The 15,211-nt window shown below is 69.3% G+C and carries 20 protein-coding genes and 1 pseudogene; 8 read left to right on the top strand and 13 right to left on the bottom strand.

The features are described 5' to 3' along the window. Nucleotides 1–35: 35 nt before the first annotated feature. A complete protein-coding gene (locus ASD47_RS16695; protein WP_056758972.1) occupies nucleotides 36–326 on the bottom strand; it encodes a hypothetical protein in 291 nt (96 codons plus the stop codon). A 243-nt stretch (nucleotides 327–569) separates the two neighbouring features. After that, complete coding sequence (locus ASD47_RS16690) at nucleotides 570–869, bottom strand: hypothetical protein (RefSeq protein WP_056758970.1); 300 nt, start codon at nucleotides 867–869, stop codon at nucleotides 570–572. A 319-nt stretch (nucleotides 870–1,188) separates the two neighbouring features. Here ASD47_RS16690 and ASD47_RS16685 point away from each other — a divergent pair, with 319 nt between their 5' ends. Further along, nucleotides 1,189–2,058, top strand: a complete 870-nt coding sequence (locus ASD47_RS16685) for an aldo/keto reductase family oxidoreductase (RefSeq protein WP_056758968.1) — start codon at nucleotides 1,189–1,191, stop codon at nucleotides 2,056–2,058. A gap of 15 nt (nucleotides 2,059–2,073) precedes the next feature. Here the strand turns inward: ASD47_RS16685 and ASD47_RS16680 are convergent, their stop codons facing one another. The 3 genes from ASD47_RS16680 to cobT are packed head-to-tail and all read right to left on the bottom strand — an operon-like array spanning nucleotide 2,074 to nucleotide 5,569. After that, the gene (locus ASD47_RS16680) at nucleotides 2,074–2,559 is read right to left on the bottom strand and encodes a hypothetical protein (RefSeq protein WP_056758966.1); all 486 of its coding nucleotides are present in this window, start codon (nucleotides 2,557–2,559) and stop codon (nucleotides 2,074–2,076) included. 20 nt (nucleotides 2,560–2,579) lie between these two features. Continuing rightward, nucleotides 2,580–3,644 (bottom strand): esterase-like activity of phytase family protein, encoded by a 1,065-nt coding sequence (locus ASD47_RS16675; RefSeq protein WP_056758964.1) that lies wholly within the window; start codon nucleotides 3,642–3,644, stop codon nucleotides 2,580–2,582. Next, complete coding sequence (gene cobT / locus ASD47_RS16670) at nucleotides 3,641–5,569, bottom strand: cobaltochelatase subunit CobT (RefSeq protein WP_056758961.1); 1,929 nt, start codon at nucleotides 5,567–5,569, stop codon at nucleotides 3,641–3,643. The genes ASD47_RS16675 and cobT overlap by 4 nt, the downstream gene beginning before the upstream one ends. 133 nt (nucleotides 5,570–5,702) lie before the next feature. Between cobT and ASD47_RS26195 the strand changes: the two genes are divergently transcribed. Continuing rightward, nucleotides 5,703–5,879 carry a DUF1328 family protein gene (locus ASD47_RS26195; RefSeq protein ID WP_082564652.1) on the top strand — a complete coding sequence of 59 codons (177 nt, stop codon included), beginning with the start codon at nucleotides 5,703–5,705 and terminating at the stop codon, nucleotides 5,877–5,879. A gap of 5 nt (nucleotides 5,880–5,884) precedes the next feature. Here the strand turns inward: ASD47_RS26195 and ASD47_RS27035 are convergent. The 3 genes and pseudogenes from ASD47_RS27035 to ASD47_RS16660 form a co-directional block, all read right to left on the bottom strand. Continuing rightward, nucleotides 5,885–5,997 (bottom strand): annotated as a pseudogene (locus ASD47_RS27035) (hypothetical protein); the annotation flags it as partial. Nucleotides 5,998–6,001: 4 nt separating this feature from the next. Continuing rightward, entirely contained in the window at nucleotides 6,002–7,168 is a 1,167-nt protein-coding gene (locus tag ASD47_RS16665) for a DUF3089 domain-containing protein (RefSeq protein ID WP_056758959.1), read from the bottom strand. Between the two features lie 222 nt (nucleotides 7,169–7,390). Continuing rightward, complete coding sequence (locus ASD47_RS16660) at nucleotides 7,391–7,705, bottom strand: hypothetical protein (protein WP_056758957.1); 315 nt, start codon at nucleotides 7,703–7,705, stop codon at nucleotides 7,391–7,393. A gap of 120 nt (nucleotides 7,706–7,825) precedes the next feature. On the opposite strand from ASD47_RS16660, the gene ASD47_RS16655 reads away from it, so the two are divergent. Further along, nucleotides 7,826–8,431, top strand: a complete 606-nt coding sequence (locus ASD47_RS16655) for a hypothetical protein (protein WP_056758956.1) — start codon at nucleotides 7,826–7,828, stop codon at nucleotides 8,429–8,431. Here ASD47_RS16655 and ASD47_RS27690 read toward each other — a convergent pair. The 3 genes from ASD47_RS27690 to ASD47_RS16645 all read right to left on the bottom strand — a co-directional run bounded on the left by ASD47_RS27690 (nucleotide 8,400) and on the right by ASD47_RS16645 (nucleotide 9,969). Further along, the gene (locus tag ASD47_RS27690; protein WP_230983825.1) at nucleotides 8,400–8,528 is read right to left on the bottom strand and encodes a hypothetical protein; all 129 of its coding nucleotides are present in this window, start codon (nucleotides 8,526–8,528) and stop codon (nucleotides 8,400–8,402) included. The two genes, ASD47_RS16655 and ASD47_RS27690, sit on opposite strands and share 32 nt — an antisense overlap. Nucleotides 8,529–8,672: 144 nt before the next feature. Beyond that, entirely contained in the window at nucleotides 8,673–9,071 is a 399-nt protein-coding gene (locus ASD47_RS16650; protein ID WP_056758955.1) for a nuclear transport factor 2 family protein, read from the bottom strand. A gap of 1 nt (nucleotide 9,072) precedes the next feature. Continuing rightward, nucleotides 9,073–9,969: an MBL fold metallo-hydrolase gene (locus ASD47_RS16645; protein WP_156402280.1), complete on the bottom strand. Its 897-nt coding sequence runs from the start codon at nucleotides 9,967–9,969 to the stop codon at nucleotides 9,073–9,075. A 74-nt stretch (nucleotides 9,970–10,043) separates the two neighbouring features. On the opposite strand from ASD47_RS16645, the gene ASD47_RS16640 reads away from it, so the two are divergent. Beyond that, entirely contained in the window at nucleotides 10,044–10,988 is a 945-nt protein-coding gene (locus ASD47_RS16640; protein ID WP_056758952.1) for a LysR family transcriptional regulator, read from the top strand. 83 nt (nucleotides 10,989–11,071) lie between these two features. On the opposite strand, the gene groL is transcribed toward ASD47_RS16640, so the two are convergent. Beyond that, entirely contained in the window at nucleotides 11,072–12,718 is a 1,647-nt protein-coding gene (gene groL / locus ASD47_RS16635) for a chaperonin GroEL (protein ID WP_056758950.1), read from the bottom strand. A gap of 57 nt (nucleotides 12,719–12,775) precedes the next feature. Next, nucleotides 12,776–13,066 (bottom strand): co-chaperone GroES, encoded by a 291-nt coding sequence (gene groES, locus ASD47_RS16630; RefSeq protein WP_028037871.1) that lies wholly within the window; start codon nucleotides 13,064–13,066, stop codon nucleotides 12,776–12,778. A 230-nt stretch (nucleotides 13,067–13,296) separates the two neighbouring features. On the opposite strand from groES, the gene ASD47_RS27155 reads away from it, so the two are divergent. The 4 genes from ASD47_RS27155 to ASD47_RS16610 all read left to right on the top strand — a co-directional run bounded on the left by ASD47_RS27155 (nucleotide 13,297) and on the right by ASD47_RS16610 (nucleotide 15,175). Beyond that, nucleotides 13,297–13,437: a hypothetical protein gene (locus ASD47_RS27155; RefSeq protein WP_163228863.1), complete on the top strand. Its 141-nt coding sequence runs from the start codon at nucleotides 13,297–13,299 to the stop codon at nucleotides 13,435–13,437. Further along, nucleotides 13,437–13,847, top strand: a complete 411-nt coding sequence (locus ASD47_RS16620; protein WP_056758946.1) for a VOC family protein — start codon at nucleotides 13,437–13,439, stop codon at nucleotides 13,845–13,847. Before ASD47_RS27155 ends, ASD47_RS16620 begins: the two co-directional genes overlap by 1 nt. A gap of 37 nt (nucleotides 13,848–13,884) precedes the next feature. Beyond that, complete coding sequence (locus ASD47_RS16615) at nucleotides 13,885–14,298, top strand: DUF4345 family protein (protein ID WP_056759083.1); 414 nt, start codon at nucleotides 13,885–13,887, stop codon at nucleotides 14,296–14,298. 199 nt (nucleotides 14,299–14,497) lie between these two features. Further along, on the top strand, nucleotides 14,498–15,175 hold the full coding sequence (locus ASD47_RS16610) for a peptidylprolyl isomerase (RefSeq protein ID WP_056758944.1): 678 nt from the start codon (nucleotides 14,498–14,500) through the stop codon (nucleotides 15,173–15,175). Nucleotides 15,176–15,211: the final 36 nt, after the last annotated feature.

Raw genomic sequence — 15,211 nt, 5'->3', positions numbered from 1 at the left:
GATACGCCGCCCCGTACTAAACTTGGAAACGCGCCTTAGCGGGCGCGGATGGCCGGGTTGGCGTCGTTGTACGAGACCAGTTCCGGGTTGTTCAGCTTGACCACCGCGTCATTGACCGAGGCGCGGACGCAGGCGGGGTACAGGTAGGAGGCCAGGCTCTCGCCGCGGACGGTCTGCCAGCAGACGGTCGAGGCGGCCTTGACGATCTCGGCGCGCAGTTCGGCCGGGGCCTTGCCGGCGGTCTTGATGCGGACTTCGGCGGCGCCGGCGGGCGCGGCGGCGAACAGGGCGACGGCCGAGGCGGCCAGGACGATGGAGCGGATCATGGGACGGATTCCAGGACAGCGTTGAACTTCAACCCGTCCGAAATGCGTTTCCCCGCGGCGGCTGGTCCGGGATCTCGCCCGCTCTGTCGCCTCGACCAAGCCATAGCTTGCTCGTTTTTACTTATCAACGGTTATATTGCAGTGCGGTCACAAAATTCGTTGACAGGCAAGGCCGCGACAACCTTGGGAGGAAACCCGGTCCCGCGCCGCCAAAAGCCGCGCGAAACCGGGCCCGAACGAGTCCTAGTAGCTGACCTTCAGCAGGCCGCTGGTGCGGAACGCCTGGCGGTCATAGGCCTTGAGGGTGGGGCTGCCCACCTTCTGCACGGCGTCGCGGGTCACTTCGCGGACGCAATCGGAATACAGGTCGTTGGGGTGCTGGCCGATCTCTTCGCGGCAGATCGACGAGGCGGCGGCGACGATGTCGGCGTGGATGGCGGCGACGGTGCGGCCGCGAACCTTGACGTGCTGCTCGCCGGCGAAGGCCGACGAAACGCTGGTCAGGGCGATGGCCGAGGCGGCCAGAACAAACAGAGTCTTCATGATTTCAGTTCCGAAAGGGGGTTGGAGTTCAACCACCTCCCGACGCGTTCCTCTGATGGCCGTTGGGATCTCGCCCGCTCAATCCATCGAAGGTAGCGGTAACATAGCCATACCGCCGCTTGAACTAAAATATTGAGTTTCAAAAGAAACTACCTACGGCTGCCGAGTTTTCGGGCGCCCAGCGCCCGCCGTCGAAAATCCCCGCGCTCGTCGGCGAGCGGCTCGGATTGTTCGCATATCCGCACAGTTCGTATCGATTGCCCCAGATTATCGGCGGCCGACCGAAGCCCTAACTTGGCGGCGTCACAAGGAGACGACCATGCAGGCGATCGATCAGGCGGGAACCTTCACCCTCGGCGGCCGGACCGTGAGGCGGCTGGGCTATGGCGCCATGCAACTGGCCGGGCCCGGCGTCTTCGGCCCGCCGCGCGACCGCGACGCTGCGCTGGCGGTCCTGCGCGAGGCGGTGGCGGCCGGCGTCAACCACATCGACACCAGCGACTTCTATGGTCCTCACGTCACCAACCAGATCATCCGCGAGGCGCTGGCGCCCTATCCCGACGACCTGGTGATCGTCACCAAGATCGGCGCGATGCGCGGTGACGACGCCTCCTGGACTCCGGCCTTTGGCGCCGACCAGCTGGAGCGCGCCGTGCACGACAACCTGCGCAATCTGGGCTTGGAGGCGCTGGACGTCGTCAACCTGCGGATCATGTTCGACGTCCACGGCCCGGCCGAGGGCTCCATCGCCGAGCCGCTCCAGGTGCTGGCCGATCTCCAGCGGCAGGGCCTGGTGCGCCACATCGGCCTGTCCAACGTGACCCCGACCCAGGTGGCGGAGGGCCGCGGGATCGCCCAGATCGTCTGCGTGCAGAACCAGTACAACCTGGCCCACCGCGAGGACGACGCCCTGATCGACGCGCTGGCCAGGGACGGGATCGCCTATGTGCCGTTCTTCCCGCTGGGCGGCTTCAGCCCACTGCAATCGACCGCCTTGTCGGACGTCGCCGCGCGGCTGCAGGCCACGCCGATGCAGGTCGCCCTGGCCTGGCTGCTGCGCCGCGCCCCCAACATCCTGCTGATCCCCGGCACCTCGTCGGTCGCCCACCTGCGCGAGAACCTGGCGGCGGCGTCGCTGGCGCTGCCGGACGAGGTCATGGCGGACCTGGAGGGGATAGGGATCGCCTAGCGCGCGGTCAGAACCCTAGAAACGGGCCTTGGCGGCCTGGACGAAGGCCGCCAGGTCGGGCGTCGCCTCGGACGCGCCAGGATCGTCGGCGGTCGCCGCGCAGACCGCCGAGACGATGGCCCGGGTCTGGCCTTCCTCGGCCGGGATGAACAGGGCCTTGTCATAGTCGACGTGGTGGGCGCGCGCCGCATCGGGCCACTGGAAATAGTCGGCGGCGGCCGCGCGGATGCGGGCGCCGTCGCAATCGACCTGCAACCGGAACACGCTGACATTGGCCTTGCCGACATAGCGGCCGGCGGCGTCGGCGACGTCGTCCTGGGTGGGCGAATAGAGGACGATGCGCGCGCGGCGGACCGCTTTCGCCCCGGGCTCCCCCACGATGACGCCCTCGACGAGCCCGACCACGTGCTGGGCGTCCGCCGAGATGATCGCGACGGGCGCGAGGGCCCGCGGCCCGGCCATGGCGGGACAGCCCAGGGCGGTCGCCAGCAGGGCGCTCATCAGGATTCCGGCGGAAGGTCTCAGCGCCGCCGCACCGGCTTCTTCGGCTTCGGCGGCGCGGGGGGCGGCGGTGGCGGGGCCGTCCAGTCGAAGGCCATCAGCAGGGTGCGCTCGGTCGGCGTGTCGTTGTCGTCCGACAGGATGTAGATCCGCGTCGCGCCGGACGGGCTCCTGCTGAGCGCGATCCCCTCGAAATTGTCGCGGGTGATCGCCCCGTCCAGGGTCAGGGTGGCGGCCAGGTACTGCCGGGCGGCGGGGGCGCGGGGGTCGATCACGAACCGCACCTGACCGCGCCAGCCGCGGATCGGGTCATAGGCCCGGAACAGGGCGGCGACCGACTGGCCCTCGAAGGCCGCGAAGCTGGTCAGGCCCCAGGTGAAGTCGGGCGGCGACTGCGGCGTCTGGCCCACGCACGGCGCCGACAGCCGGCACAGCCACACCTCGCCCTCCTCGCCGCCCACCAGATAGGCGTCGGGACCGGCGATCGGATAGGCGGTCAGGGCCTCCATGCCCTCGTTGTCGGGGAAGGTGGTGCTGGGCTTGTTGACGGCCCGCGGCGGGCCGTAGGTCCCGTCCGGCTGGCGCGGATAGAGCCAGATGCGGTGGTCGCGCTCGAAGCTGACCAGGCGGTCGCCGTTGGGCAGGATCGCCAGGCCCTCGGCGTCGGCCTTCTCCTTGCCCTGCAGCGGCTGGCCGTCGGGGCCCTTCAGCGGCGACAGCTTGCCGTCGGTCAGGCCGACCAGGCGGCCGGCCTCGTCCAGCTTCAGCCGGGCCTCGAACAGGTCGCCGTCGTCGCCGATCGCCACCAAGCCGCCGTCCGGGCCGAACTTCAGGTCCGACAGGCCGTGCAGGCGCTGGCTGTCGGGGCTGCTGATCGCCACGCCGCCGGCATAGGCGAAGCGGCCGATGGCTGTGGGCGGCGGATTGGCCGAGCTCAGCGGCACGGGCGTGGCGACCACGCTAATCTCCGGCCCGACCTTGACCGGCGCGATCGGCAGCACGACCGGCTGCGGCGGGGCCTTGGCGCACTGCCCCAGGGCCGCGGACGCCAGGCCCAGCACCAGCAAGCCGCGCAGTCCGATCACGCGGGAACCTTGCGGGCGGGTTTCGGCTGAGAAGGCTGCACGGTCGGCGGGGCGGCCAGAAGCCCCCGGGCCCGCTTGACCGCCTTGGGCTCCTCGTCGAACAGCCCGGCCAGCTGGTCGACCAGGGCGCCGCCCAGCTGCTCGACATCGACGATGGTCACCGCCCGGCGGTAGTAGCGCGTCACGTCGTGGCCGATGCCGACGGCGATCAGCTCGACGGGGCTCCTGGTCTCGATCTCGGCGATCACCTGCCGCAAGTGGCGCTCCAGATAGTGGCCCGAATTGACGCTGAGGGTGGAGTCGTCCACCGGCGCGCCGTCGGAGATCACCATCAGAATGCGGCGGGCTTCGGGCCGGCCGATCAGCCGCTGGTGGGCCCACATCAGGGCCTCGCCGTCGATGTTCTCCTTCAGCAGGCCCTCGCGCATCATCAGGCCCAGGTTCTTGCGGGCCCTTCTCCAAGGTGCGTCGGCGCTCTTGTAGATGATGTGGCGCAGGTCGTTCAGCCGGCCGGGCGCGGGCGGCTTGCCGGCCTTGATCCACTCGTCGCGGGCGCTGCCGCCCTTCCAGGCGCGGGTGGTGAAGCCCAGCACCTCGACCTTGACCGCGCAGCGCTCCAGGGTGCGGGCCAGGATGTCGGCGCAGACCGCCGCCACCATGATCGGCCGGCCGCGCATCGAGCCGGAATTGTCGATCAGCAGGGTCACGACGGTGTCGCGGAACTCGACGTCCTCCTCCTGCTTGAACGACAGGGGGGCGGTGGGGTCGATGATCACCCGGGTCAGGCGGGCGACGTCCAGCATCCCCTCCTCCAGGTCGAAGGTCCAGGCGCGGTTCTGCTGGGCCAGCAGGCGGCGCTGCAGCTTGTTGGCCAGCCGCGAAACGACGCTGGAAAAGGCCGCCAGCTGCTGGTCCAGATAGGCGCGCAGGCGGGTCAGCTCGTCGGCGTCGCACAGGTCCTCGGCCGGCACCACCTCGTCATAGGCCGTGGTGAACACCTTGTAGGCCGGCTCGTTGGAGCCGCCCTGCCCCTGGTCCGGACGGGCCGGCTTGGCGCCGTCGCCCATCTCCGGGGCTTCCTCGGTGTCCTCCGGATCGCCGTCCTGCTCGGACTGGACCATCTCCTCGTCGCCGGCCTCGGACTCGCGGTCGGAGGTCTCGGCCTGCTCGGGTTGGGCGCCGTCGGACTGCTCGCCCTCGCCGTCGCCGGAATCGTCCTCGGAGGCCTCGGTGTTCTGGTCCTCGTCGCCCTGGTCCTCGTCGGACTGTTCGGTGGCGTCGGACATGTCCTCGCCCAGGTCCAGGTCGCGCAGGATCTCGCGGGTGACCCGGGCGAAGGCGGCCTGGTCGTCGATGGCGGCGGCCAGGCGGTCCAGGTCCTTGCCGGCCCGGGCCTCGATGTCGGCGCGCAGGATGTCGACCAGGGCCTTGGCGCCATCAGGCGGGGCGTCGCCGGTCAGGCGCTCGCGGACCATCAGCGACAGGATCTCGGCCATCGGCGCGGACTGGCGGTCGGTGGCGACGGCGCGGGTCAGGCCCTGCTTTTCCAGGCGAGCCTCGAGGGCGGCGGTCAGGTTGGCGCGCACCCCGCCCAGGGCGTTGCTGCCGATGGCTTCCAGCCGCGCCTGCTCGATGGCCTCGAAGGCCGCCTGGCCGTCGGGCGAGCCGGGGCGAGCCCGGGCGTGGGCGACCGCGTCGTGGTGGGCTAGGCGCAGGGCCATCTGGTCGGCCAGGCCGCGGATGCGGGCGGCCTCCTTGGCGTTCAGGTCGCGGGGCGGATGGGGCAGCACCGCCCGGTTGCCGATCAGGCTGGGGCCCTCGCCGGAGAACACCACCTCCAGGTCGGGGGTCTCGGCGAGCGATCGCGCCGCGTGGGCCAGGGCGCGCTTGAACGGTTCGGTCGGGCTTTCGGGCTTGGAGGCCATGGGGAATGGGTTACCCAGCCGAGGCCCTTAACACAAGGCGCCGAACGGGATCGCGACGGGAACAGGGCGCGCCGAGGCCGCGTTGCCCCTGGGAAGCCCGCGACAGGCGGGCCCAGCCTTTGAGGAAACCACCATGCTGAAATGGGCTTTCATCCTGGCCATCGTCGCCCTGATCGCCGGCGCCCTGGGCTTCACCGGCATCGCCGGCGCGGCGGCGGGGATCGCCAAGATCCTGTTCTTCCTGTTCCTGCTGGGCTTCATCATCTTCGCCGTCCTGGGGGTGACGGTGTTCAAGAGCGTGACGAAGTAGCTCACTGCGTCCTTCGAGGCCCGCTGCGCGGGCGCCTCAGGATGAGGACCTTTGTGCTGACTTCCTCATCCTGAGGTGCGAGGCCCAGCCGAGCCTCGAAGGACGCACCGCGTTTCAGCGGCCTATTTTACCGCCGCGTAGGCCTTGGCCTGTTCCCCCACCACCGCCACCAGGTCGCCCATGGTCAGGTTGACGTCCACCAGGTGCAGCCCCCAGTCCTTCAGCGGCTGGCCCAGCACCAGCAGGTCGCCGGGGATGTTGTCGGTGCGCGGGTCGGCCTTGTCGGGGTGGACCGTGACGGCCAGGTAGTCGAAGCCGCCGCTGCTGACGCACTCGGCCGAGACCAGCCCCGGCAGCTCGACGAACGGCGTCGAGACGGTCGCGTCCTTGGTCCAGACCGTGGCCGGGCGCATGGCCGTGCCCATGATCGTGCGGTCGGCGAAATAGCTGCGCAGCGGGGCCGAGCCGCCGGCCAGGGCCGCGGGATTGACGCAGGCGGCCTTCATGCCCGGTTCGGCGACCTTGCCGAAGAACTTGCTGCTGGCCGGCGGCGGGCTGTCGGCGCGGAACGAAACGTAGGAGATCACGCAGCCGGTCTGGCCGGCCTTGCGGCACAGGGGCAGCGAGCCATAGGCGTCGGTGGCCGGGTCGACCGGCGTGTTCATGCCCAGGATCAGGCCCGAGACCAGCTGCTTCTGCACCGGCTTGCCGTCGATCTCCTCCTTGATCAGCCGCAGCAGGATGCGCGAGCCCTGCGAATGGCCCACCAGCACCACGCCGCGGCCGTGATTGTCGCGGGCCAGGTAGTCCTTCCAAGCGGCCAGCACGTCGGCATAGGCCAGCTCGCCGTCGCCGTTCGAGGCCTGGCCCATCATCACCTTGCGCAGGGCGGCGATGGTCACCTGGCGATAGCTGGGGGCGTACAGCTTGCAGACCTGGCCGAAGCGGGCGAACTGCTGGTCGGCCACCGCCTTTTCCGGCAGGTCCGGCGTCATGTCGCTGTTGCCGCCGGGGTCGCTGGACACCGTGGGATAGACGTAGAAGCAGTCGATCGGGGCGTCGGGATCGGCTTTGAACGGCTCGATGCGGGTGGAGCCGTCCGCCTGGACCACCGTGGCGGTCTGGTCGGCGGCGCAGGCGTCGTCGCGGCCGGGCCGGCACAGCCAGTTTTCGTCCTTGGCGTAGTCGTTCGGCGCGACCGGACCGGCGGGGGCCGGCTGGGCGCAGGCCGCCGCCCCCAGGCCCAACGCCGTGACCAGGCCCAGAGCGGCCCACAGCTTGCGTGACATCGACACCCCCCAACGCTTGTTCGCGGCGGAGGATGACGCACGTCTTCCAAGTTGTCATCCCGGACGAGCGCGCCAGGACCGATCATTCAAGGCCGAGCGTGGTCCTCGTCCTTCGACAAGCTCAGGATGAGGACCATTTACAGGCTCAGCAGTCGAAAACCTCATCCTGAGCTTGTCGAAGGACGAGGTTTCGCTCCCCGGGAGCCTGGATCTTGGTCCGCCCTAGGCCGGCAGCCATCGGCGCGGGAACTTGTCGCCCAGGGCCCGCGCCTCGCCGGGCTTCAGCCCCAGTTCGCGCATCTTGTAGGCGACCACCTCGCGCAGGGCCTCGACCGGCTCGCGACCGGCGGAAGGACTGGACGCAACGGGGCCGGCCTGCATGGCCAGGTCCACCGCGGCCCATTCGGCCTGGGCGCGGTCGGGCTTGCCGACGGCGAAGTAGTGGCGGACGGGCAGCCGCTCGCCGGGCGTCTCGACCATCACGCCGACCACCCAGCCTTGAACAATCAGATCGGCGTCGGGGCGCTGGCGGAACATGGGATCGATGTAGCGATTTCGCGGGCCGGCTCAAGCCTTGCCGCAATCGGCCATAGCGTCGCCGTAAATCGGCCAAGCCGGACGCCGCAACCTCCGGACGTACGACGGGAGGTCGGATCCATGACCGCGCGGGGGCGATGGCGAGCGCGGCTGGCGGCCGGCGGGGCGGGCCTGGCGATCAATGCCGGCCTGCTGGCCCTGCTGACCCTGGAACGGCGGACGCCTTCCATGGCCGACCCGCCGACCGTGGTCGTCGCCCTGGAGCCGCGCCCCGTTCCGCCCAAAGTCGAGCCCGACCGGCGGACCGCGCCGCCTCGTCAGGCCGGTCCGCCCTCGCCGGCCCCGCCTCGGCTCCAGACGTCGCCGTCCAGCGTCGCGCCGCTGGTCCTGCCCACCGTCCCGGCCGGCCCGAATATGTCCCAGGCCGTGGAGCCGCGCTGGCGGGTCGGCGGCGGCGAGTACCTGGATCCGGCCAGCGCCCGCCGGGCCCGCAGGCTGTGGGAGACGGCCGAGGACCGCCGCTACAAGCGCGCGTGCCTGGGCCAGTCCAGCGAGCACATGACCGAGGAAGAGACGTTCGCCTGCTGGGACGCCTGGGGCGGCGGCGCGCCGATGACCGGCCCGGGCGGCAGACGCCCCGGCCGGTCCTGGCCAGGCCTGCCCGCCGATCCTCCGCGAGTCCGCCCTGGAAGCCCTAGCCCAGCATCTGGAACGCCGCCTGGCTGAGCAGGCCCAGGGTCAACCACAAAGCCAGGCCCAAGGCGATATAGACGGCCTTGGGGGTACGCCGGTTACGGAAATGGTGGATCTCGTGTCTCGCCATCGACCAGCCTCCTCGACGCCTTTTGCGTCCGCGGAGTCAGGAACGAGCTTCGCCACGTTTTCGCTGCAGGTGTTAACGCGACCGTGATCGGTTATCCACAAGCGGGGCGGGAACTCGGGGCGGCGCTCGCCTCGCCAAGACCGTTCAGGCGCCGGGATCCAGCGCCCGCAGCACCATGGCGCTGTCCACCACCTGCTCCATGCGGACGATCTGGCCGTCCTTGAGCGTGTAGAGGTGGGCGAAGGTGGCGGTCATGGCCTTGCCGGTGGCGCGATAGGTTCCCGAATAGACCCCGAAGGCGGCGACATGGTCGCCGTCCTCGAGATAGGTGTGCGCCTCGGCGCGGTAGTCGATCCATTCGGTGGCCAGGCGCTGGAAGACGTTGGCGGCTATGGCGTCGACGCCGACATAGGTCCCGGCATAGGGAAAGCCGGCCGCTTCGGTCCAGGTCGCGTCGGGCGCGAGCGCCGCCCGCAGCCGCTCGCCCTTCTGCGCCGGCGAGGCCTCGTAGGTCCCGCGGATGACGTCCTTGTTGGTGGTCATCTCAGCCCCACTTCATTTCGCCGGTGGCGACCTTGGCGCCGATCTGCAGAGCCACGCCCATGCCGGCGTCCGGATAGCGGGCGGTCATCGCCGCGATCAGGGCCGCGGAGTCCTTGGCCTTGGCCAGTTCCTGCTCGAAGGCCAGCAAGTAGTCTCGGGTGTAGGTCAGGGCCGCCGAGCCGGTCGGCGCCGTGGTCGTCATGTGGCCGGGCACGACCACGGCCGGCTTGCGGGCCAGCAGGGCGTCCAGCTGCGCAACCCAGGCGGCGCGGGCCTCGGCGCCGGCGGTGTCGGCGGTCCAGACATGGACGCCGGAGAACACCAGCACGCCGCCGAAGACCGCCGACAGCGACGGCGCCCAGAGATAGCGGCGATTGGCCAAGCCCTGGGCCGGGACGATCTGGATCGCCTGGCCGTCGACAGTCAGCTGATCACCGTCGAAGGCGGTCGGCATGACGATGTCCGCGAGCGTCTTGGGGCCGTTGTCGCCCAGCTGCGGCCCCCAGGTCGCCAGCTTCTTCTCGACGCTGGCCTGGATCGCCGCGATCGTGTCCGGGGCTGCCAGCACCTTGGCGTCCGGGAAGGCGGCCTTGATCGGGCCCAGGCTGAAATAATAGTCCGGGTCGCTCTGGCTGACATAGACGGTCGTCAGCGCGCGGCCCGTGGCCTTGATGGCCTCGACCAGCGCCTGGCCGTCGGGAAGGGTGAAGCCGCCGTCGATCAGCACGGCCTCCTTGGGGCCCCAGACCAGGACCGGCGCGCGGAAGAACCCGTTTTCCCCAGCGGGGAAGGCCTTCCAGTCCAGCGTGACGCCGGCGGCCAGCGCGTCGCTCTGGCCGGCGAGGGTTGCGGCGGCGCCGCCTGCGATCATCGTCATCATCAGTCTCCGGGTGGGCATGAGGGGCTCCTGATCCGCCCGCAGGATGCGCCCGGCCGATTGCCATGCGAAGGTCGGGAAAATACACTCATCGTATGTCACAGACATACAATCATCGGGACGGCGCCGATCGCGGCCTCAACAATCTCAAGCGCATGGCCTATTTCGCCGAGGTGGTCGAAACCGGCTCGTTCACGGCGGCGGCCGATCGGCTGGGCATCACCAAGGCCGTGGTCAGCCAGCAGGTCGCCAAGCTCGAGCGCGCGTTCGAGACCACCTTGCTGGTCCGCACCACCCGCAGCGTGCGGCCGACCGAGGAGGGGCGCGCCTTCTACGAACGTTGCGCCCGCGTGCTGTCCGAAGCCCAGGAGGCCTTCGACGGTCTGGAGGCCGACGATCGCGCGCCGACCGGCCTGCTGCGGCTGACCGCCCCGTTCGACTACGGCGTCGCCGTCGTCGTCCCGGCCATCGCCGAGTTCCACCGCCGGTTTCCGGCCTGCACCGCCGACCTGGTGATCAGCGACCGGACCCTGGATCCGGTCGAGAAGGACATGGAACTGGCGATCCGGGTCGGCTGGCTGACCGACAGCGCCTTGCGGGCGCGGCGGATCGGATCGTTCCAGCAGATCCTGGTCGCGAGCCCCGCCTTGGCGGCCCGGCTGGGCGACGGCGCCGAGCCTAGCCAGGTCGCGGATCTGCCCTTCGTCGCCAACAGCGTCCTGCGCGACCCGCTGGGCTGGACCTTTTCCAACGGCGAAAGCCAGCAGCGGTCGGTGCGGGTGTCGGCGGCGCTGGCCATCGACGCCACCCTGGGGGTCCTGGAAGCGGTGCGGGCCGGGGTCGGCCTCTCGGTCCTGCCGGACTATGCGGTGCAGGCCGACCTGGCCAGCGGCCGCCTGATCCGGGTGCTGCCCGCCTGGAGTCTCGAGAGCGGCGGGATCTACGCCGTCACGCCCGCGACCCGCTTTCGGCGCGCCCGGGTCACGGCCTTCCTCGACATCCTGGTCGCGTGGGAGCGGCGTCGGGCGCAGGCGCAATAGCCAGGCCCCCGGCCAAAGAAAAAGGGCGGGACCTTTCGGTCCCGCCCTTCTCCATTTCGTTCAGCCTAGGCTGACCGGACTTCTTAGAAGTCCATGTCGCCCATGCCGCCCATGCCGCCGCCGGGAGGGCCGCCGGCGCCGCCGCCCTTCTTGGGCGCCTCGACGATGGCGGCTTCGGTGGTGATCAGCAGGCCGGCCACCGAGGCGGCGTCCTGCAGGGCGGTGCGGACCACCTTGGCGGGGTCGATGACGCCGTCGGTGATCAGGTCGACATACTGCTCGGTCTGGGCGTTGAAGCCGAAGGTGGCCGAGTCGCTTTCGAGGATCTTGCCGACCACGATCGAGCCTTCGACGCCGGCGTTCTCGGCGATCTGGCGGATCGGAGCCTGCAGGGCGCGACGGACGATGGCGATGCCGGCGGTCTGGTCGTCATTGTCGCCGACCAGGGTCGCCAGGGCCTTGGAGGCCTTCAGCAGAGCCACGCCGCCGCCCGGGACGATGCCTTCTTCCACGGCCGCGCGGGTCGCGTTCAGGGCGTCGTCGACGCGATCCTTCTTTTCCTTCACCTCGACTTCGGTCGAGCCGCCGACGCGGATGACCGCGACGCCGCCGGCCAGCTTGGCCAGACGCTCTTGCAGCTTTTCCTTGTCGTAGTCCGAGGTGGTGTCTTCGATCTGCTTCTTGATCTGCGAGATGCGGGCTTCGATGGCCGACTTCTCACCGACGCCGTCCACGATGGTGGTGTCGTCCTTGGTGATCGAGACCTTCTTGGCCTTGCCCAGCATGTCGAGCGAGACGTTCTCGAGCTTGATGCCGAGATCTTCGCTGACGACTTGGGCGCCGGTCAGGATGGCGATGTCTTCCAGCATGGCCTTGCGGCGATCGCCGAAGCCCGGAGCCTTGACGGCGGCGACGCGCAGGCCGCCGCGCAGCTTGTTGACCACCAGGGTGGCCAGGGCTTCGCCCTCGACGTCCTCGGCGATGATCACCAGCGGACGGCCCGACTGGACGACGGCTTCCAGCACCGGCAGCAGCGGCTGCAGCGACGACAGCTTCTTTTCGAACAACAGGATGAGCGGCTCTTCGAGCTGGACTTCCATCTTGTCGGCGTTGGTGATGAAGTACGGCGACAGGTAGCCGCGGTCGAACTGCATGCCTTCGACGACGTCGAGTTCGGTCTCGGCGGTCTTGGCTTCCTCGACGGTGATGACGCCTTCGTTGCCGACCTTGTCCATGGCCTTGGCGATCATCTCGCCGACGTCCTTGTCACCGTTGGCCGAGATGGTGCCGACCTGGGCGATCTCGTTGTTGGTGGTGACCTTCTTCGACGACGCCTTGATGGAGTCGACGACGACGTGGACGGCCTTGTCGATGCCGCGCTTCAAGTCCATCGGGTTCATGCCGGCGGCGACCGACTTGAGGCCTTCCTGGACGATGGCTTGCGCCAGCACGGTGGCGGTGGTGGTGCCGTCGCCGGCCTTGTCGTTGGTCTTGGACGCGACTTCGCGGATCATCTGCGCGCCGAGGTTCTCGAACTTGTCAGCCAGTTCGATTTCCTTGGCGACCGAGACGCCGTCCTTGGTCGAGCGCGGGGCGCCGAACGACTTTTCGATCACGACGTTGCGGCCCTTGGGGCCCAGGGTCACCTTCACCGCGTTGGCGAGGATGTTGACGCCGCGCAGCATCTTGTCGCGCGCGTCGGAGGAGAAATAGACGTCTTTAGCGGCCATCTGAGAGCCCTTCTAAAAGAGAAACTTGGGGTCGAAAGCGGAGAGCAACTCGGGCCTTTAGGCCTCGACGATGCCCAGGACGTCGCTTTCCTTCATGATCAGCAGATCCTGGCCGTCCACCTTCACTTCGGTGCCGGACCACTTGCCGAACAGGATGCGGTCGCCGGCCTTCACGTCCAGGGCGACGATGTCGCCCTTGTCGTTGCGGGCGCCGGGGCCGACGGCGACGACTTCGCCTTCCTGCGGCTTTTCCTTGGCGGTGTCGGGGATGATGATCCCGCCCTTGGTCTTGGTTTCTTCTTCGACACGCTTCACCAGGACGCGGTCGCCGAGAGGGCGAAATTTCATGACTCGTTCTCCGTCGGGACGGTTTTCATTTATGGTTCGTCTGCAGTCGGGAGCGCCGCTGTTAGCAGTCGCTCCCATCGAGTGCTAACGCCGCGCAGGAGTTAGGACCGGCGGTGAGGCGAGTCAAGGACGAGCCTCCAACTTGCTTGGGGGCGATTTGCCGTAGGCAGGCCGGCTCCCGGATGGACGACGATCCGGCGACGGACATAGATAGGAACGAAGACGGCGGCATGAAGACGATGAAGCCCCCTGCCCTGGCCCTGATCGGGCTGTTGACCTTCCCGGACGACCTGGCCTTCAGGTTCAAGCGGCCGGGGGAGCCCGACCGGCGAGGCGACTGCGGAGTCGTGTTCAGGGTAGGAGTGCGCTGATGATCGACCATATCGGACTGACCGTGCGCGACCTGAAGGTCTCCAAGGCCTTCTACGACGCCGCCTTCGCGCCCCTGGGCGTCGAGGTGGTGATGAGCGTCACCGCCGACGAAACGGGATCCTACGGCTACCTCGGCTACGGCCCCGGCGCCGACAGTCGCGACATCCAGGCGGGCAAGCCCAGCTTCTGGATCGGCGGCGGCGAAACCCTGACGGGCCCGATGCACGTGGCCTTCGTGGCGGCCACGCGCGCCCAGGTCGACGCCTTCCACGCCGCCGCCCTGGCCGCCGGCGGGGTGGACAACGGGCCGCCGGGGGTTCGGCCGCATTATCACCCCAACTACTATGGAGCCTTCGTGCTCGACCCGGACGGCCGCAACATCGAGGCGGTCTGCCATGCGCCCGCATAAGCCCGCATAGGCGGCTGGAGACCTGACCCGCGTGATCATTTCGAGCTACGGCCTTTCGCTTCTCCTGGCGATCATCGCCTGCGTGATCGGCGGGGTGCTGGGCGGCCTGACCCTGGCCCGGCCAGGTTCGGTCCTCGGCCTGACCGCTCCGGACGGCGACGGCAGGACCGAGGGTCGGGCCCTGGGCGGCCTGCTGATCCTGTCGCACGCCGCCGCGGCCCTGTTCCTGGGCTACCAGTCGCACGTCGGGGCGGCCATGGCCTTCGCCCTGGCCATGGCCTGGCTGGGCGCGGCCCTGGGCCGGGCGGTCTCGGCCCTGGTCGACCGGGCGCGCGACCGCCTCAACCTGGGCAGCCTTGCCTTCGAGATCCTGATCGCCGTCACCCTGTCCCTGCCGTTCTTCAACGCCGGCCGGCTGGTGGTGCTGCGCGGGCACGGGATGCTGGTTTAGGTTTTAGAGAGATCGCCCGTCCCTCTTTCAGCCGTCATCCCGGGCCTTGCGCCCGGGACCCCTGGTTCAGCTGACGGTGAAGCGCCTTGGCGCGCTAGCCGCGCCACACCCCTGCCCTTGCGGCTGACAGAGGGGTCCCGGGCACAAGGCCCGGGATGACGGTGGAAGAATGATGCGGGACTACGCTAGTCTCATCCCCATGACCCAACGCCCCTTCGTCCGCCGCGAGATCCTGGTCGGCGCCGGCCTGCTGGCCGCCTTTCCGGCCGCCGCCCAGGTTCTTGCTCCTTCGCCCCTGACGCGGCCGCCCCTGCCCAACGCCTACGTCGCCCTCGACACGCCTCAAGGCCGGATCGTCATCGAGCTGGCCGTCGAGCAGGCCCCGATCACCACGGCCAACTTCCTGCGCTATGTCGACAGGAAGCTCTATGACAAGGCGACCTTCTTCCGGGCCTCGCGGGCGCCCGGCGCCGTCGACTACGGCCTGATCCAGGGCGGGCTGCAGAACGTCGGCGCCCTGCCGCCCATCGCCCACGAACCGACCAGCCAGACGGGGCTCAAGCATGTGGACGGTGCGGTGTCGATCGCCCGCACCGCGCCGGGCACCGCCACCTCGGACTTCTTCATCTGCATCGGTGACGCGCCGTATCTGGACGCCAATCCGGCCGGAACCGGCGACAACCTCGGCTTCGCCGCCTTCGGCCGCGTGGTCCAGGGCATGGACGTGGCCAAGAAGATCCTGGCCCTACCCACGCCCGGCAAGGCGATCAATCCGGTGATGAAGGGCCAGATCCTCGACCCGCCCGTGCCGATCACCTCGGCCCGCCGCGTCCCGGTCCCGACGGGACCGGACGTGACGGCGCCGCCGAAGCTCTGAAGCGAGCCCACACGCCGAACCCGGGTCCGAAGGTCT

It is taken from the genome of Caulobacter sp. Root1472 (genome assembly GCF_001426985.1).
Classification (GTDB): domain Bacteria; phylum Pseudomonadota; class Alphaproteobacteria; order Caulobacterales; family Caulobacteraceae; genus Caulobacter; species Caulobacter rhizosphaerae.
Note: the sequence above shows the minus strand (reverse complement) of the source record. Positions and strands in the feature narration are given on the sequence as shown.